The following is a 16015-nucleotide window of genomic DNA, read 5'->3' as shown; positions in this document are numbered from 1 at the left end:
AATATGAAAACTATCTTGCCCCTGCAGTTGCTGGTCGGACCCGCGAAGAACGACCCCCGTCCCCTGATCCTGTACCACGGACGCCGTTGCCCCGATGGCTATGGCGCGGCGCTCGCCGCCTGGCTGTTCTATGAAGGCCAGGCCGAATTCCGCGGTCTCGACCATGGCGAGATCAACAGCGCCGACGAACTGGGCGACCTCGCGGGCCGCGCGGTCTACGTGCTCGACTTCGCTTTCGGCCCCGAGCTGCTGGCCGAAATCGAATCGCGCGTTTCCAAGCTGGTGCTGCTGGACCACCACAAGAGCGCGGCCGAGAAGCTGCACGGCTACTCCTGCCGCTGCGGCGTGGTGCATTTCGACATGCACAAGTCGGGCGCGCGCCTGGCCTGGGAGTTCTTCCAATTCGACAAGCCCGTGCCGGCACTGATTCGCTGCATCGAAGACCGCGACATCTGGACCTGGCAGTACCCCGAGAGCCCGGCGTTTCTCGCCGCGCTCGACATGGAGCCGCGCACTTTCGAGCGCTGGGCCGAAATCGCGGCGTTCACGCCCGAGCAGGAAATCGCTTTCATGGCGCGTGGCGATGCCATGGACGAGAAGTACCAGAAGCTCTGCGCCGACATCGCCGAAGGCGCGCAGCCCGTGGTTTTCAATGGCGTGGCGGGCCTGATGGTCAACGCGCCCGGCATGTTCCACAGCCAGGTCGGCGATCTGCTGGCCAAGCAAAGCGGCACGTTCGCGCTGATGTGGAATGCGAGCACCAGCGGCGTCAAGGTGGGCTTGCGCTCGCGCTCCGAATTCAACTGCATTCCCATGGCCGAATCCATGGGCGGCGGCGGCCATGCCCAGGCCTGCGGTTTCAAGATGCCCATTGCCCGCCTGGGCGAACTGCTCAGCGGGACGTTTGTGGCCCAGCCTGAACCGGTGGCGCTGCACCCGGATGCGGCGCAGTAACCCACCCCGGCAAGGCCATCAAGGCCTGCCAATCACGCACTTCGGCCACATGCTGCGCGAGTGCGGGCCAATCGGCCTGCAAATGCAGCATCTCGCCGCTGACCGGGTGCGGCAGGCTCAATGACTGCGCATGCAGCCACAGCCGCTGCTGGCCCAGGCGCTCGGCCCACCAGCGGTTGAGCGGGCCCTTGCCATGCGTGGCGTCGCCGATGATGGGGTGCGCCACATGCTTGAGGTGGCGGCGTATCTGGTGGCGCCGGCCCGTGAGCGGCAGGGCTTCGACCAGCGACAGCCGCGTGCCCGCATGGCGCGGATCGTAGGCCTCGGGCCAGTTCAGTCGCGCCAGGCAGCGCAGCATGGTCTGCGCCGATTGCACGGGCGCATCGGCAGGCGCGTCATCGGGCTTGAGCGCGTGGTCCACATACAGTTCGCCGGGCAGCCAGCCGCGCACCAGCGCCAGGTAGCGCTTGTGCGTCTGCTGGTTTTCGAACGCCTGGCCCAGCGCGCGCGCCGCGTCGGCATGCAGCGCCATCACCAGCACGCCGCAGGTGCCCTTGTCGAGCCGGTGCACGGGAAACACGCGCTGGCCTATCTGGTCGCGCAGCGTCTGCATCACGAAGCGCGTTTCGTGCGCGTCCAGGCCGGTGCGGTGCACCAGCCAGCCCGCGGGCTTGTAGACCGCGATCAAGTGTTCGTCGCGCCAGAGCACATGCAGGGCGGGGGCGTGGTCGGTGGGCGGCAGATCGGGCAAGGCGCGGGTCCTGAGAAAAAGGCGGGGCGGGACCGCACTGTAAGCCAGACCAGCCGGGAGCGGGGTGTGCACCATTGCGGTGCGCGTGCGCTGCGGTCACAATTGAGGGTTTTCCCGAAACTGGATTGTCGCGGTGCGCCGCATTGGAGAGGTTTGAATGCTCAAAGGCATTGTCGCGTCGGTGCTCGCATCGGTGTTGTTCGGCGCGATTTATTCGTTCTCTCCCTGGTTGGCGCCGCTCGATGGCGAACAGATCTTCGGCTGGCGCGTGCTGCTGACGTTGCCGTTCACGACGCTCATGTTGCTGTGGCTGGGGGAAACCGCGCTGCTGACCGCGGTCTGGCGGCGCGTTTGCGCGCGCCCGGCTTTGGCGCTGGCGCTGCTCGCGAGCGCGGCCATGCTGGGCGTGCAGCTGTGGCTGTTCATGTGGGCGCCGTTGCATGGGCGCGCGCTGCCGGTGTCGCTGGGTTATTTCCTGCTGCCGCTGACGATGGTGCTGGTGGGCCGCGTGGTCTATGGCGAACACCTGTCGCGCGCGCAGTCGCTGGCCACCTTGCTCGCGGCGCTGGGCGTGGCGCATGAGCTCTGGTTCGCGGGCGGAATGTCGTGGGAGACCTGGATCGTGGCTTTGGGCTATCCCGTGTATTTCGCCCTGCGCCGGCGCCTGGACATTCCGGGCGTCGTGGGCCATTGGCTGGACATGGCCTTGCTGCTGCCGGCCGCGCTGTGGTTCATGGGCCGCGCGCCTTCGAGCTGGGCGCTGCTGGCCGACAACCCCGCGCTGTGGGCGCTGCTGCCGCTGCTGGGCGTAGTCAGCGCCGTGGCGCTGGCGCTTTACATGGCCGCGAGCCGCTGGCTGCCGCTGGGCCTGTTCGGGCTGCTGTCGTATGTGGAGCCCGTGCTGCTGGTGCTGGTCGCGCTGCTGCTGGGCGAAAGCCTGCAGCCCGGCCAGTGGCCTACCTATGCGCTGGTGTTTGCGGCGATTGCCGTGCTGCTCGCAGAGGGCATTTCGCAGTTGCTGCGCCAGCGCAAGCGTCGGCGCTGAGTCGTCAGGCCTGGTTTTCGGGCGCGCCCGAGATACGCGCTGCGTCCTCCAGGCGGTCCACGTCGCGCAGCGGCTTGAACCAGGTCATCCAGCCGCCGACCACGGCCAGCGTGCACAGGCTGCCCGCGATCGCTGCGGGCACGGCGCCCAGCAGGGCCGCGCTGCTGCCCGCGCGGAACTCGCCGAGTTCGTTCGACGAGCCGATGAACAGCATGTTGACCGCATTCACCCGGCCGCGCATGGTGTCGGGCGTGGAAAACTGCACCAGCGCCGAGCGGATATAGACGCTGACCATGTCGGCCGCGCCGGCGAGCATCAGCGCGGCGATCGACAGCCAGAACCAGGTCGACAGCGCGAACACCAGATTGGCCAGGCCGAACACCGCCACGGCGGCAAACATCACGCGGCCCACATGGCGGCGCACGGGGCGGGCGCTGAGCCACAGACCGGTGGCCACTTCGCCTATGGCCATGGCGCTGCGCAGCATGCCCAGGCCTTCGGGGCCGACCTTGAGCACTTCGTGCGCGTAGATAGGAAGCAGCGCGATCACGCCGCCCAGCAGCACCGCGAACAGGTCCAGCGAAATCGTTCCCAGGATGATGGGGCGGCTGCGAATGAACTGTATGCCGTCGCCGAACCGCTGCCACATGCGGCCGGTCAGCGCGGTGCGCGGCATGGCATGCAGCACCGGCACGCGCATCAGCATCAGTACCGCCAGCACCAGCGCGATCATCGCGCAGCCATAGGTCAGTTCGCCGCCGCCCAGCGCGTAGAGCACGCCGCCGAGCACGGGCGCGGCAATCGAGGCCGTGCGCATCAGCATGCTGTTGGTGGCCAGCGCCTGGGCCAGGTGCTCGCGCGCGACGATCTGCGGCAGCAGGCTTTGCATCGCCGGGCCGGTGAACGCGCGGCTGCAGCCGAACAGCACCAGCACCGCATAGATCAGGTGGACGTTGGTGGTGTGCTGGGCCGAAAGCCAGAACAGCAGGCCGGCGCACAGCGCGGCGACGCTCCAGCTCGCGCCCAGGATGCGCTTGCGGCTCATGCGGTCGCTCAGATCGCCCGCGGGAATCAACAGCAGCAGCATGGGCAGGAACTGCGCCAGGCCCACGTAGGCCAGCGACAGCGGGTCGCGCGTCAGGTCATAGACCTGCCAGGCAACGACCACGGCCTGCATCTGCTGGGCGAAGACCCCCAGCAGGCGTGCGGTGAGAAAAGGAAGAAAACCAGGCTGGCGCAGGGCGCCAGAAGCGGAAAGAGAGAATGGAGAAGCCAAAGCGCGGACCTGTCTGGAAAGGCGCGCGGGCCATGAAAAGGCGGCCCCGGCACGCGCCGAGATTGTGCGCCAAAGCCGCGCCGGCTGCTGAGCGCGGCGCGCGTGCTGTAGGAGGCTGCAATTTGGCTGACTCGGGAACGAGGTCTATTCCCACATTTTTTCGCCAGTTTTGCATCCAACAATCTCAACCAGTTGCCTGCCCAGTGAGTGGTTTATTCAACCTGCAAAGGAACCGCGCCATGTCGTTGCTCAACACCAGCTCTCTCCTGGGACGCGAGGCCATCATCGACTTTCCCGACAGCCAGGCCGTCGTGCAGTACTCACCGCAGGGCGTGCTGTTCTGGAAAGTCACCGACTGCAAGGGCAGTACGTCCGAAGGGCGTGAACGCCTGAGCTATCTGCAGCTCAGCGACACCTTGCACTTTCTCAACTGGATTGAAAAAAGCGGCTTCACCGTGAGCCAGGTGGTCGACACCGCGCGCGGCACGGTCAAGGCTTTCTGGTCCTATACCGACGAGAACACCAACGGCGCGCAGCGCGCGTCGATGTTCGTCGACGGACACTTCCGCTTCCGCTGAAAGCGCCGCCCCACGGGGGCTGCGCTTTCGCCGCCGATCAGCGCACGATTTCCGACTCGACGGTCATGTCGAGCACATAGGCAAAAGCCGGCGCATCGGCGGGCGGATTCGCCACGGGGTAGCGCTGAATGCGCAGCACATTGCGCACGCCGGGCTGGTGCGTATAGCCCTGGATGTCGCCATACCAGTTTTCCCATTCGCCGACGCGCGTCTTCAGCCCCTGGCCGTCATATTCGATCTTGCGCACCTGCAGGCATTGGTAGTTGGGAATGAGCGGGTGGCTGCAGGCCACGCGCTGCGGTGCGACTTCGAGAAACATGCGCTCGCCCGCGCTGCCGTAGCGCGTGGCGTTGGTGGGCGCGCCTTCGAGCACCCACTGGCCGCCGTCCGAGAAGACCAGCGTCAACACAGGTGTCGGCGTGCTGCCGGCCTGGGGCGCGGGCGTGGCGATGCGCCATTGGCTGGCCTGTGGCAGCCGTTGGCCGACCTGCTGCTCGAGCACCATCGCCGCGGAGTCGGGGCAGGCCATCAGCGTGCCGCGCACGGGCCCGATATGCAGCGCATTGCCTTGCAGGCTGTAGCTTGCGCCCAGCGCATTGCACAGGCGGCCGACAGACACCTGGTTCTGGGCGAAGTTCAGCACCACGGTGCGCGCGCCGTCCGGCGGCGCAACGCCGGCCGCGGCCGGGGCGGGCGGCAGGGTCCAGCCCGACTGCGGCTGGCCCTGGGCGTTGCGGACTTCACGCAATTGCCAATGGTAGGCCTCGAGCGTGGCGGCATCGGCGCCGGTGTCGGGGGTTGCGGTCTGTGAAGTCGCGCAGGCCGTGATGCCGGCCGACAAGGCCAAAATTCCCAAAAATCGCATGGCGTTTCCTTTCAATGCCAGCCGTGTCGGCTGAAAATTTTGCAACAGTTGCAAGCATGCAATCTCCACCGCTGACGCTTGCGTAGTTGGGTCAAGCAGTCCTCTGTGGGACGGCCGCGCCTGGGCTTGTACGCATAGGCGCCGTGTTGGTGGAGGGCGTATGCGCAGGCTACAGGAACTCCAGATCTGTAACCCGTAGGGCAACGTCGATGCCATCAGTGTGCTATAAAATTTGATAGCATTTTGCGGGTAGACAAAGTCGTCTGTAACCGATTGAACAAGGAGCACCTGGTGGTGAAGCAGACACGGATGGGCGGATGGCGGCGCAGCCTCTGGCCGGTGGCATGGCTTGTGCTGGCCGGGACACTGGCGGGCTGCAGCAGCGAGCCGATGAAGCGCGTGAAGTCGCAGGAAGATTTCTCTTCCACCGCCACTTATTCACGGCTGTTCGATGCGACGCCCGCGCAAACCTGCGAGGCCGCACGCCGCGCGCTGCTGAGCCAGGGCTACATGATCAACAACGCGCGCACCGATCTGGTCGAGGGCCAAAAGAGCTTTCAGCCCGAACCCGAAGTGCATCTGCAGATGCTGATCCGCGTGGTCTGCGTGCCCGAAAGCGCCGATCATGGCATCAGCCTGGGCTTTGTGACCGCGCTGCAGGACCGCTACGCGCTGAAGAAAAGCGCGAATTCCGCGAGCCTGGGCGTGGGCGCGCTGGGCTCGGTGTCGCTGCCGTTCGCGGCCAGCAACGACTCCATGATCAAGGTTGGCAGCGAGACCATCGCGGTCGACGCCTTCTACGAAAACTTCTTCGATCTGGTCAAGCGCTTCCTGCAGTCGGAAGCGCTGCCTGAAGAATAAGCTGCTTACGCGGGCACGAACAACGCGGGGTCGACCATGGTCTGGTTGAGCATCACGCCCCAATGCAGATGCGGCCCGGTCACGCGCCCGGTCGCGCCCACGGCGGCAAAGGCCTGTCCGGTGGCGAGCACATCGCCCAGCTTGGCGTCGGTGCGGCTCAGATGGCAGTACATGCTCAGCAGGCCCGCGCCATGGTCCAGCCAGACCGTGCCGCCGTTGAAGAAGTAATCGCCCACATCGACGACCTTGCCCGGCAGCGGGGCGACGATGGGCGTGCCCGTCGCCGCGGCGATGTCCATGCCGCTGTGCGGATTGCGCGCCTGGCCGTTGAACACCCGGCGCAGGCCGAAGGAGCTCGAGCGCCGGCCCGGCACGGGAACGCGCATGCGCAGGTCATCGCTGCGCGGCGCGGTGAACAGCGCCATCACTTGCTGCTGGTGGGCGCGCTCGCGTTCATGGCGCGCAAGGTCTTCGGGCGCGAGGTCCACCGTCTTGGGCGAGACCTTGAGCTGCTGCTGTTGATAGCGCTTGTCGCGCACCGTGTATTCGAGGCTGCGCTTGCCGTCACTGCTCTCCACCTGAACGCGGTGCAGGCCCGGCGCGGCCGACAGCGGAATGCCGACAATGGCCGTCCATTCGATCATGTCTCCCACGACCATCGCGGGCATGTCGCCCGCCTGTACTTTGGGCCGTTGGGGCGAGGGGCCCAGCGACAGCCGGGCGACGCCGCCGGGCACGCGCGATTCTTGCGGCCAGATGTCGAACTTGGCAGGCGCTGCGAAGGCTGCGGGGCTGGCCAGCGTGCACAGTGCGGCTTGCAGCGCCGTGCGCCGCGACAAAAAGGAGTGGGTCAGGTGCATACCGCCATTGTGCCGCCGTCCCAGGCCCTGGTTCGTAGGTCTCAGCCGGGTGCGCGGTAGACCAGCACCTTGAGCGAGCGCTCGGGCGAGACATCGGCGAACACCGCGGGGTTGGCCACGCGTTCGACGAAGGCGAGTTCGGGCGCGAGTTCCTGCATCTGGCTCTGCAGGAAGTCCTGGCCCAGTTCGGGCGCGTTGAGGCACAGCAGCGCATGGCCGCCGGGACGCAGCAGGTCGGGCAGGCGGCGCATCAGCTTGGCGTAGTCCTTGGTCGCGACAAAGCTGCCTTTCTGGTAGCTGGGCGGGTCGATGATGACCAGATGGTAGGGGCCGCCGCGCGTGATCTTGCCCCAGGTCTTGAAGATATCGTGGGCGAGAAAGCTCGCGCCGTCGCTGATCTCGTTGATCTGGTGGTTCTGCTGGCCTATGGCCAGCGCGCCCTGGCTCATGTCGAGATTGAGCACCTGCCGGGCACCGGCCTGGCGCGCCACGACCGAGAATGCGCAGGTATAGGCGAACAGGTTCAGCACCTTGAGCCCGGGGCGTTCGAGTTCGGGGTGGGCCGCCACATGCTCGCGCACCCAGCGCCGGCCTTCGGCCATGTCGAGAAACAGGCCGTGGTTCTGGCCCTTGAGCACATGCACGCGGTAGCGCGTGCCGTTCTCGGTCACCACATGCGGCTCGGGCACGCTGCCGGCCATCAGCCGGGTGTCGCTCTGGCCTTCGTAGCGGCACTGGAACACCCAGTTCAGCGGCGTGTCGGCGCCAATTTGCTGCCAGCGCGCGTCCAGCGCCGCGCCTATGGTCGCGAGTTCCTCGTCAGCCACGGGCTTGAAACTGGTCAGCAGCAGCACGGGCGCGTAGGCGTCCAGCGCCCATTGTTCGCAGCCCGGGAAAAGGCCGCCGCGGCCGTGGAAGATGCGCCGGGCATCGGTGGGCAGTTCCATCGTGGCGATGGCGTCGAGCAGGGCTTGCATGGTGTCGTCGGATTTCCGTAAAAGTGAAAAAGGCTGCCAGCGGCAGCCTTTGCGGGCGTCGGATGCCGGGCTTACTTGCCCCAGCTGTCTTTCAGTCCGGTGATCTTGTTGAACACCGGCTTGCCTGCCGCATGGTCCTGGCGGTCGGTCACGAAGTAGCCGTGGCGCTCGAACTGGAAGCGCGTGTCGGGCGCGGCGTCGGCCAGCGAAGGCTCGACGAACGCGGTCACGACCTTGAGGCTGTCGGGATTGAGCAGCGTCAGGAAGTCCTTGCCGCCCGCATCGGGCTGGGCGTCGGTGAACAGGCGGTCGTAGATGCGCACTTCGGCGGCGACGCCGTCGGCCACGCCCACCCAGGTGATCGCGGCCTTGACCTTGACGCTGTCGGCGCCGGGCGTGCCGCTCTTGGTGTCGGGCACGACCTGGGCCAGCACCTCGGTGATCTCGCCGTCGGCATTCTTGTTGCAGCCAGTGCACTCGATCACATAGCCGCCCTTGAGGCGCACCTTGTTGCCGGGGAACAGACGCTTGTAGCCCTTGACCGGCACTTCCTGGAAGTCTTCGCGTTCGATCCAGACTTCGCGGCCGATGGTGAAGTGGCGCAGCGCGGGCTCCTGGCCTTCGGGCGGGTGGGGCAGCGCGGGCAGGGTGCAGGGCTCGAGGTGGCCCGCGCCCATGACGTCGTCCCAGTTCTCGAGTACCAGCTTGACCGGGTCGAGCACGGCCATGCCGCGGTGGGCCTGGTTCTCGAGGTCTTCGCGCAGGCAGCCTTCGAGCGTGGCGTAGTCGATCCAGCTGTAGTCCTTGGTCACGCCTATGCGCTCGCAGAAGGTCTGCAGGCTTTGCGGCGTGTAGCCGCGGCGGCGCAGGCCGACCACGGTGGGCATGCGCGGATCGTCCCAGCCTTGCACGATGCCGTTGTCGACGAGGTGCTTGAGCTTGCGCTTGCTGGTGATCACATAGGTCAGGTTCAGACGCGCGAATTCATATTGGCGCGGCTGGGGCGCGGCGATCAGGCCGCCGGTGACCAACTGGTCGAGCAGCCAGTCGTAGAACGGGCGCTGGTCTTCGAACTCCAGCGTGCAGATCGAATGCGTGATGTGCTCCAGCGCATCTTCGATCGGGTGGGCAAAGGTGTACATCGGGTAGATGCACCACTTGTTGCCGGTGTTGTGGTGTTCTGCATGGCGCACGCGGTAGATCGCCGGGTCGCGCATGTTGATGTTGGCCGCGGCCATGTCGATTTTTGCGCGCAGCACGGCGGCGCCATCGGCCAGCTTGCCGTCGCGCATGGCGCGAAAACGCTCGAGGTTTTCCGCCGGAGTGCGATCGCGGAACGGGCTGTTCGTGCCGGGCTTGGTGAAGTCGCCGCGGTTGGCGCGCATTTCTTCGGCCGTCTGCTCATCGACATAGGCCAGGCCCTGCTCGACCAGGTATTCGGCCGCGCGGTACATGAAGTCGAAATAGTCGCTGGCCTGGTAGGGCGCGGCCTGGCCCGGGGCTTCTCCGCCCTGGGCCCAGTCGAAGCCCAGCCAACGCACGGCATCCATGATGCTGTCGACGTATTCCTGGTCTTCCTTTTCAGGATTGGTGTCATCGAAGCGCAGATGGCAGATGCCGCCGTAATCGCGCGCCAGGCCGAAGTTCAGGCAAATGCTCTTGGCGTGGCCGATGTGCAGATAGCCGTTGGGCTCGGGTGGGAAGCGCGTGCGGATCTTGGCGGGGTCGGGCTCGCCGGCCGCGTGATGGGCGGCATCGCCAGGGCTTCCGCCCCAGCGGCGCTGGGCATGTGCGCCGCGGGCCAGGTCGGCCTCGATGATCTGGCGCAGAAAGTTACTCGGCTTGACCGGTTCTGGGGGGGTGTTGATGGCGTCGGAAGAACTCATTGCAGCATTTTAGGCGCGAGGCCCGACAGAGGGGTTCTTACCAACGGAAACTTGTTCGTCGCGAATAGAAACAATTTCATCGTGGTTTTAGGCCATCCTACTGCCATGGTCGCGCGTTAAGTACTTCAAGCGGTGCTTTTTGCGCTGCGGCAGGCCGATCCCGGCATGCCGATTCGAACAAGGAGTTCCAGATGACAACAACCAAGCTTTCGCTGAAATCGTGGCGTGCGCGTGTGGCCGGTGCCGCCATGGCCCTGGCCGCGCTGGCCGGCGCCGGTGCAGCCCAGGCGCGCGATGTGGTCTGGTCGGTGGGCGTGCAGTCGCCGGGCATTGCCGTGGGCATTGCCAATGCGCCGCCCGTCTACGTCGCTTCCGGCCCGGTGTATTACGCGCCGCCTCCGCCGGTGTATTACGCGCCGCGCCCCATTTACCAGGCCGCTCCGGTGTACGTCGTGCCTTCGCACCGCGGCTATTACGGCCGGCCCCACCACTATCGTGACCACCCGCGCCATTACGACAAGCACCGTGGTCATGGTCACCGCCACCACGATCGCCGCGAGCTGCATCGCCACGGCCATCGCTGAGCCCACGGCAGCCAGCGGCCGCTGGGACCCGCATAATCCGGCGGTCTGACGTCCGGAGTATTGTGTGAAAACTGTCTATGTCCTGAACGGCCCCAATCTCAATCTGCTGGGCTCGCGCGAGCCGACCATTTATGGGTCGGCCACGCTGGCCGACGTGCAGGTCCTGTGCGAACAGGCCTGCGCGCGCCATGGCCTGGCGCTCGCTTTCCACCAGAGCAACCACGAAGGTCAGCTCGTCGACTGGATCCACGAAGCCGGCCGCCTGCATGCGCAGGGCCAGCTCGCGGGCCTGATCCTCAATGCCGCGGCCTATACGCACACCAGCGTGGCCTTGCTCGATGCCGTCAAGGGCACGGGCGTGCCGCTGGTCGAGCTGCACATCAGCAACGTGCATGCGCGGGAAAGCTTTCGCCATCATTCCTACCTGTCGGCCGCGGCGCGCGCCGTGATGTGCGGTTTCGGCGTGGCCGGCTACAGCCTGGCGATAGACGCCGTCGCGCAATGGTGAACACCGCCATCGCGGCGCTCCAGGCGCAGGCGCGGCGCACGACCACGCCGATTGCCGACGGCGCGCAGATTGTCTGGCATGTCTGGGGCGAGGGCGGCAGCGGCGTGCCGCTGGTGCTGCTGCATGGCGGCAGCGGCAGCTGGACCCATTGGCTGCGCAACATCGAAGCGCTGGCGGCGACGGGCCGTGAAGTCTGGGTGCCCGACTTGCCGGGCTTTGGCGACTCCGATGGCGTGCCTGGAGGGCAGGACGCCGACACCATGCTCGATCCCTTGCATGCCGGCCTGCGGTCGCTGCTGGGGGAGCGTAGCTTTGATCTCGTCGGGTTTTCGTTCGGCGCAATGACGGCCGGCATGTTGGCCGCGCGTTATCCGCAGGGCGTGCGCCAGCTGGTGGTTGTCGGCGCGCCAGCGATCTGGGCCAGCAGCGACAAGGCCGTGCGCCTGCTGGGTTGGCGCCACCTGGAAAGCGAGAAGGCGCGGGAGCAGGCCCACAGGCACAACCTGCAGGCGCTGATGCTGCATGACCCGGCGCGCATAGACGCCGACACGCTGGCGCTGCATGTGCAGAATGTGCTGCGCGATCGCCTGCCGCGCCGGCGTCTGTCGCAGACTGATGTCCTGGCCCAGGCGCTGGGCCAGGTTGTCTGCCCGGTGAACGCCATTTATGGTCTGCATGACGCGCTTTATCTGGGCCGCCATGCCGCGCTGGAGCAGGCGCTGGCCGCGACGACACCGCATTTCGAAGGCCTGCAATGGATTGCCGATGCCGGCCATTGGGTGCAATTCGAGCAGCCTGAACGCTTTGATCAGGTGTTGCTGGCTTGCCTGGAGGCGGGCGGGCGATGAGCGATCCGGGCCTGATCGACGAGCGCGAAGTCGAATTCAGCTTCATGCGCGCCCAGGGGGCCGGCGGTCAGAACGTCAACAAGGTCTCGTCGGCCGCGCACCTGCGTTTCGACATCCGCGCTTCGTCGCTGCCCGAGGCGATCAAGGAGCGGCTGTTGGCCTTGAACGACAGCCGCATCACCCAGGAGGGCGTGGTCGTCATCAAGGCCCAGCAATATAGAAGCCAGGAGCAAAATCGCTGGGATGCGCTCGAGCGCCTCGAAGCGTTGGTGCGCAGCGTGGCCAAGCCGCCCAAGGCGCGCCGCGCCACGCGGCCCACACGCGGCTCGCAGATGCGCCGGCTCGAAGGAAAAAGCCAGCGCAGCGAGACCAAGGCCTTGCGCGGCAAGCTGCGCGGTGAATGAGCCGAAACCGCGCTGCAACCGCGGTTTCGCATGCAAGAATGTTGAAAAAGGAATGCCATGAACCAATTGACCGATCTGCCGCTGGCATTTCTCCAGCGCGCGCCCCTGACGCAGGGCACTGATCCCTGGTTGCTGGTGCTGATGCATGGCGTGGGCAGCAACGAACAGGAGTTGTTTGGCCTGGCGTCCTATGTGCCCGCGCATTTCCATGTGCTGAGCCTGCGCGCGCCTTACCCCATGGGCCCGCAGGCCCATGCCTGGTTCCAGTTCACCGTCGACACCAATGGCACGCGCCACATCAACGTCGCGCAGGAGCGCACCGCGCGTGAACAACTCGAGCGCACGCTGGCGCAGGCGCAAAAGGAACTCGGTATTCCGCCGGAGCGCACGGTGCTCGGCGGCTTCAGCCAGGGCGGCATCATGGCGCTTTCGGCGCTGCTGACCCAGCCCCAGTCGCTGCGCGCGGCCATGGTCTGGCACAGCCGTCTGCTGCCCGAAGTGCGTTCGTTGCAGGCACCGGCCGAGGCGTTCGCCGGCAAGTCGCTGTGGATCAGCCACGGCACTTACGACAACGTGATTCCGCTGACCAGTGCCCACACCATGCGCGACCACGTGCAGGCCCTGCCGCTGGCGCTCGATTACCACGAGTACGCGAGCGCGCATGAAATCCGCCCCGACGAACTGCAGGCCAGCATGCAGTGGCTGGACGCGCTGCGCTGAACGTCAGGCGCTGCCGAAGAACGCCGCGAGCTGCGGCGCGAGCGTGGGGAATTCCTGCGCAAACTGCGCGCGATTGACGAAATAGGCTTCGCAGGCCACGGCGAAGAATTCGGGCGGGGCCGTCGCGCCATAGCTGTCGAGCCAGGGCTGGGCGCCGCCGAAACGCTCGGCAATGATCACCTGTTCGCGAAACTGCTCATAGGCCGGCTCCCAGGCCGCATGCCACAGCGCGCGCGCCGCGCGCGTGCCGGTGCTGCCCATGAAGCCCGGCGGCAGCGGCGGGCAGCCGTCGGCCGCGCCGTTGCGCATGTCGATCTTGTGCGCGAATTCGTGAATCACCACGCTCGTGCCTTCGGCCGCGCTGTGGCGGCTGTCGTTCACGGCTTGCCAGCTGAGCATCACGGGCCCGCCTTCCATGGCTTCGCCCAGCAGCACTTCGTTGTAGTAATGGACCACGCCGGCTTCGTCCACGGACTCGCGCCGCGCCACGGCTTCGCCGGGGTGGACCACGATGCCCACGAAGTCGTCATACCAGGTCAGCGCTTCGCGCGGCGTGCCCCAATGCAGCAGCGGCAGGCAGGCCTGGGCGGCGATCTGCACCGCCATGGCGTCGGTCACCACCAGGCCATGCGCGCCATGGAATTGCTTGCGCTGCAGGAACAGCGCGGCCAGCGCGCGCAGCTTGGCCTGGTCGGCCAGGGGCAGGGCGTGCAGGAACGGATAGGCCTGTATGGCAGCGAGCCACAGGCCGGCGTCGATTTCGGGCAGGGGCGCGAAGCGCCGGCGCAGGCGGCTCCACAACCGCTGCAGCGCGGAAGGCGGCTTCATGCGGCGGCGCCGGCGTCTGGCCAGGGCAGGCGTTGCAGGCCCTGGGCGCGATCGAGTCGCAGCACTTCGGCGCGTGCCGGCGTGGCGTCGAGGTCCCAGTCGCTGAGCACCACGCGCCGCAGGCCCGGCGCCAGGTCGTGGTCGGCCGGTCTATGGGTGTGCCCGTGGACCAGCGTGGTCGCGCGCGCGGCCTGCAGCCATGCAATGCTGGCCTGGCTGTCGAGCTCGGCGTAGACCAGGGCCGCGCGCTGGTGCGAATGGCTTTGGTCGCGCATGCCGCGCGCCTGGGCGCGGCGCGTTTCTATCGGCTGCTGCAGGAATGCGTCCTGCCAGGCGCGCGTGCGCGCCAGCGCGCGAAAGCGCTGGTAGTCGGTGTCGTCCAGGCACAGCGCGTCGCCATGGCTCAGCAGATAACGCCGGCCCGCGAATTCGAGCACCGTGGGGTCGCTGAGCCAGGTGCAGCCGCTGCGCTCGGCAAACGTCTGACCCGTGAGGAAATCGCGGTTGCCCTGCATGAAGAACAAGGCCTTGTGCTGCGCGATCGCGCGCATGCGCGCGCAGCATTGCGCTTCGAAGCTCTGCGCATCGTCCAGCACGTCGTCGCCTATCCAGACTTCGAACAGGTCGCCGAGCATGAATACGGCGTCGGCCGTCGTATGGGTCAGGTAATCGAGCCAGGCAGCGACGGTGCGCGGCTCGCCGGCCTGCAGATGCAGGTCGGAAATGAATTCGAGGCGCTGCCACTCGGCGGGCACGCGCAGCTCGAACGCTGCGGGGGCCGAGGGCAGGGCGGGCGCATCAGGATGCGGCATGGGCGGCTTTCCGATGCGGCCGGAAAAACTGCCTGCGCGCCATATTGCGCAGCGCCGCACCAAGGCGGCGCTGGCCGGCGCATGCAGGCAGCGGTCGTGCCATTTACAGGGCCACGGCCTTTTCGATCACGACGTCGGTCAGGGGCACGTCGTCATGGAAGCCCTTGCGGCCGGTCTTCACGCCCTTGATTGCGTCGACGATTTCCGTGCCCTTGATCACCTTGCCGAACACGGCGTAGCCCCAGCCTTGGGCGCTGGGAGCGGTGTGGTTCAGGAAGCCGTTGTCGGCGACGTTGATGAAGAACTGGGCCGACGCCGAGTGCGGGTCGCTGGTGCGTGCCATCGCCAGGGTGTACTTGGTGTTCTTCAGGCCGTTCTTGGCTTCGTTCTCGATGGGCGCGTCGCTGTCCTTCTGCGTCATGCCAGGCTCGAAACCGCCGCCCTGGACCATGAAGCCGGGAATCACACGGTGGAAAATCGTGTTGTTGTAGTAGCCCTTGTTCACATAGGCCAGGAAGTTTTCGGCCGACTTGGGCGCCTTTTCGGCGTCGAGTTCGATGGTGATCACGCCTTGGCCGGCGATGTGCAGTTCAACTTGTGGGTTGCTCATGGGAGTTCCTTTGGATGGGGTGGAAAAGGGGGAGGCATTGTGGCCCAGACAGGCCGCTCAGACGATTCTCAGGGCAGCACGCGCGCCGAGAGAATGGTCACTGCCGTCGTGGGCACATTCTGGTGCATGCCGCGATTGCCCGTGGCGACCGCGCGGATTTTGTCGACCACGTCGGTGCCGCGCACGACCTTGCCGAACACCGCGTAACCGTGGCCGTCGGGCTGGGGCGCGTTGAGCGAGGCATTGGCCGCGACATTGATGAAGAACTGGGCCGTGGCCGAGTTCGGGTCACCGGTGCGCGCCATGGCGACCGTGTACTTGTCGTTCTTCAGGCCGTTGCGCGCTTCGAGCGGAATCGGCGGCTGCGTGGGCTTTTGCTGCATGTCGGCGGTGAAGCCACCGCCCTGGATCATGAAGCCGTCCATCACGCGGTGGAATATGGTGCCGTCGTAGTGCTTGCTGTTCACATACTGCAGGAAATTGGCGACGGTCTTGGGCGCCTTGGCAGGGTCGAGTTCGAGCACGATCGCGCCCAGCGAAGTCTTGAGTTCGACCTGGGGCGAAGTCTGCGCGCTGGCGCCGGTGGCCGCGAACAGGCCGGTGGACAGGGCCAGACCGGCCAGCGCGAAAGTGGTTTTTCTGCGGGAA

Annotated in this window: 19 protein-coding genes; 9 read left to right on the top strand and 10 right to left on the bottom strand. The window is 66.5% G+C overall.

Annotation, left to right across the window (positions count from 1 at the left end; all coding sequences use genetic code 11):
- Positions 1-3: 3 nt before the first annotated feature.
- Positions 4-954, top strand: a complete 951-nt coding sequence (locus tag KHY18_RS16680) for a DHH family phosphoesterase (protein ID WP_213302218.1) — start codon at positions 4-6, stop codon at positions 952-954.
- On the opposite strand, the gene KHY18_RS16675 is transcribed toward KHY18_RS16680, so the two are convergent.
- Positions 893-1705: a pseudouridine synthase gene (locus KHY18_RS16675; RefSeq protein ID WP_249729179.1), complete on the bottom strand. Its 813-nt coding sequence runs from the start codon at positions 1703-1705 to the stop codon at positions 893-895. The two genes, KHY18_RS16680 and KHY18_RS16675, sit on opposite strands and share 62 nt — an antisense overlap.
- A gap of 157 nt (positions 1706-1862) precedes the next feature.
- Between KHY18_RS16675 and rarD the strand changes: the two genes are divergently transcribed.
- Complete coding sequence (rarD, locus tag KHY18_RS16670; RefSeq protein WP_213302211.1) at positions 1863-2750, top strand: EamA family transporter RarD; 888 nt, start codon at positions 1863-1865, stop codon at positions 2748-2750.
- A 4-nt stretch (positions 2751-2754) separates the two neighbouring features.
- Here the strand turns inward: rarD and KHY18_RS16665 are convergent, their stop codons facing one another.
- Entirely contained in the window at positions 2755-4026 is a 1272-nt protein-coding gene (locus KHY18_RS16665; RefSeq protein ID WP_249729178.1) for an MFS transporter, read from the bottom strand.
- Between the two features lie 239 nt (positions 4027-4265).
- On the opposite strand from KHY18_RS16665, the gene KHY18_RS16660 reads away from it, so the two are divergent.
- Positions 4266-4604 carry a MoaF-related domain-containing protein gene (locus tag KHY18_RS16660; protein WP_213302209.1) on the top strand — a complete coding sequence of 113 codons (339 nt, stop codon included), beginning with the start codon at positions 4266-4268 and terminating at the stop codon, positions 4602-4604.
- Positions 4605-4641: 37 nt separating this feature from the next.
- On the opposite strand, the gene KHY18_RS16655 is transcribed toward KHY18_RS16660, so the two are convergent.
- A complete protein-coding gene (locus KHY18_RS16655; protein WP_213302204.1) occupies positions 4642-5469 on the bottom strand; it encodes an META and DUF4377 domain-containing protein in 828 nt (275 codons plus the stop codon).
- 309 nt (positions 5470-5778) lie between these two features.
- Here KHY18_RS16655 and KHY18_RS16650 point away from each other — a divergent pair, with 309 nt between their 5' ends.
- Entirely contained in the window at positions 5779-6330 is a 552-nt protein-coding gene (locus KHY18_RS16650; RefSeq protein WP_213302321.1) for a DUF2242 domain-containing protein, read from the top strand.
- A gap of 5 nt (positions 6331-6335) precedes the next feature.
- Here the strand turns inward: KHY18_RS16650 and KHY18_RS16645 are convergent, their stop codons facing one another.
- The 3 genes from KHY18_RS16645 to KHY18_RS16635 all read right to left on the bottom strand — a co-directional run bounded on the left by KHY18_RS16645 (position 6336) and on the right by KHY18_RS16635 (position 10053).
- The gene (locus KHY18_RS16645; RefSeq protein WP_213302201.1) at positions 6336-7190 is read right to left on the bottom strand and encodes a M23 family metallopeptidase; all 855 of its coding nucleotides are present in this window, start codon (positions 7188-7190) and stop codon (positions 6336-6338) included.
- A 41-nt stretch (positions 7191-7231) separates the two neighbouring features.
- Positions 7232-8167 carry a class I SAM-dependent methyltransferase gene (locus tag KHY18_RS16640; RefSeq protein WP_213302197.1) on the bottom strand — a complete coding sequence of 312 codons (936 nt, stop codon included), beginning with the start codon at positions 8165-8167 and terminating at the stop codon, positions 7232-7234.
- A 71-nt stretch (positions 8168-8238) separates the two neighbouring features.
- The gene (locus KHY18_RS16635) at positions 8239-10053 is read right to left on the bottom strand and encodes a glutamine--tRNA ligase/YqeY domain fusion protein (RefSeq protein WP_213302194.1); all 1815 of its coding nucleotides are present in this window, start codon (positions 10051-10053) and stop codon (positions 8239-8241) included.
- Positions 10054-10244: 191 nt separating this feature from the next.
- Between KHY18_RS16635 and KHY18_RS16630 the strand changes: the two genes are divergently transcribed.
- From KHY18_RS16630 to KHY18_RS16610, 5 genes are all read left to right on the top strand, one after another.
- A complete protein-coding gene (locus KHY18_RS16630) occupies positions 10245-10637 on the top strand; it encodes a hypothetical protein (protein ID WP_213302191.1) in 393 nt (130 codons plus the stop codon).
- Positions 10638-10701: 64 nt separating this feature from the next.
- Positions 10702-11145: a type II 3-dehydroquinate dehydratase gene (gene aroQ, locus KHY18_RS16625; protein WP_213302188.1), complete on the top strand. Its 444-nt coding sequence runs from the start codon at positions 10702-10704 to the stop codon at positions 11143-11145.
- Positions 11139-11993 carry an alpha/beta fold hydrolase gene (locus KHY18_RS16620; protein WP_213302185.1) on the top strand — a complete coding sequence of 285 codons (855 nt, stop codon included), beginning with the start codon at positions 11139-11141 and terminating at the stop codon, positions 11991-11993. The genes aroQ and KHY18_RS16620 overlap by 7 nt, the downstream gene beginning before the upstream one ends.
- Positions 11990-12397 (top strand): alternative ribosome rescue aminoacyl-tRNA hydrolase ArfB, encoded by a 408-nt coding sequence (gene arfB / locus KHY18_RS16615; RefSeq protein ID WP_213302182.1) that lies wholly within the window; start codon positions 11990-11992, stop codon positions 12395-12397. The genes KHY18_RS16620 and arfB overlap by 4 nt, the downstream gene beginning before the upstream one ends.
- Positions 12398-12463: 66 nt before the next feature.
- On the top strand, positions 12464-13117 hold the full coding sequence (locus KHY18_RS16610; RefSeq protein WP_213302318.1) for an alpha/beta hydrolase: 654 nt from the start codon (positions 12464-12466) through the stop codon (positions 13115-13117).
- Between the two features lie 3 nt (positions 13118-13120).
- Here the strand turns inward: KHY18_RS16610 and KHY18_RS16605 are convergent, their stop codons facing one another.
- From KHY18_RS16605 to KHY18_RS16590, 4 genes are all read right to left on the bottom strand, one after another.
- Positions 13121-13945 (bottom strand): M90 family metallopeptidase, encoded by an 825-nt coding sequence (locus KHY18_RS16605; protein ID WP_213302179.1) that lies wholly within the window; start codon positions 13943-13945, stop codon positions 13121-13123.
- A complete protein-coding gene (locus KHY18_RS16600; protein WP_213302176.1) occupies positions 13942-14757 on the bottom strand; it encodes a UDP-2,3-diacylglucosamine diphosphatase in 816 nt (271 codons plus the stop codon). The genes KHY18_RS16605 and KHY18_RS16600 overlap by 4 nt, the downstream gene beginning before the upstream one ends.
- Before the next feature lie 103 nt (positions 14758-14860).
- Positions 14861-15367: a peptidylprolyl isomerase gene (locus KHY18_RS16595; RefSeq protein ID WP_213302172.1), complete on the bottom strand. Its 507-nt coding sequence runs from the start codon at positions 15365-15367 to the stop codon at positions 14861-14863.
- A gap of 68 nt (positions 15368-15435) precedes the next feature.
- Positions 15436-16015: peptidylprolyl isomerase (locus KHY18_RS16590; RefSeq protein WP_213302169.1), on the bottom strand; the 580-nt coding region annotated here is incomplete at its 5' end.

Origin of the sequence: Acidovorax sp. CCYZU-2555 (assembly GCF_018413525.1) — a bacterium.
Lineage (GTDB): Bacteria > Pseudomonadota > Gammaproteobacteria > Burkholderiales > Burkholderiaceae_C > Comamonas.
Note: the sequence above shows the minus strand (reverse complement) of the source record. Positions and strands in the feature narration are given on the sequence as shown.

Coding starts and splice junctions, on each gene's coding strand:
- KHY18_RS16680 (WP_213302218.1), top strand. CDS start 4: ATGAAAACTATCTTGCCCCTGCAGTTGCTGGTCGGACCCGCGAAGAAC.
- KHY18_RS16595 (WP_213302172.1), bottom strand. CDS start 15,367: ATGAGCAACCCACAAGTTGAACTGCACATCGCCGGCCAAGGCGTGATC.
- KHY18_RS16605 (WP_213302179.1), bottom strand. CDS start 13,945: ATGAAGCCGCCTTCCGCGCTGCAGCGGTTGTGGAGCCGCCTGCGCCGG.
- KHY18_RS16655 (WP_213302204.1), bottom strand. CDS start 5,469: ATGCGATTTTTGGGAATTTTGGCCTTGTCGGCCGGCATCACGGCCTGC.
- KHY18_RS16635 (WP_213302194.1), bottom strand. CDS start 10,053: ATGAGTTCTTCCGACGCCATCAACACCCCCCCAGAACCGGTCAAGCCG.
- KHY18_RS16640 (WP_213302197.1), bottom strand. CDS start 8,167: ATGCAAGCCCTGCTCGACGCCATCGCCACGATGGAACTGCCCACCGAT.
- KHY18_RS16650 (WP_213302321.1), top strand. CDS start 5,779: ATGGGCGGATGGCGGCGCAGCCTCTGGCCGGTGGCATGGCTTGTGCTG.
- arfB (WP_213302182.1), top strand. CDS start 11,990: ATGAGCGATCCGGGCCTGATCGACGAGCGCGAAGTCGAATTCAGCTTC.
- KHY18_RS16645 (WP_213302201.1), bottom strand. CDS start 7,190: ATGCACCTGACCCACTCCTTTTTGTCGCGGCGCACGGCGCTGCAAGCC.
- KHY18_RS16630 (WP_213302191.1), top strand. CDS start 10,245: ATGACAACAACCAAGCTTTCGCTGAAATCGTGGCGTGCGCGTGTGGCC.
- rarD (WP_213302211.1), top strand. CDS start 1,863: ATGCTCAAAGGCATTGTCGCGTCGGTGCTCGCATCGGTGTTGTTCGGC.
- KHY18_RS16660 (WP_213302209.1), top strand. CDS start 4,266: ATGTCGTTGCTCAACACCAGCTCTCTCCTGGGACGCGAGGCCATCATC.
- KHY18_RS16600 (WP_213302176.1), bottom strand. CDS start 14,757: ATGCCGCATCCTGATGCGCCCGCCCTGCCCTCGGCCCCCGCAGCGTTC.
- KHY18_RS16620 (WP_213302185.1), top strand. CDS start 11,139: ATGGTGAACACCGCCATCGCGGCGCTCCAGGCGCAGGCGCGGCGCACG.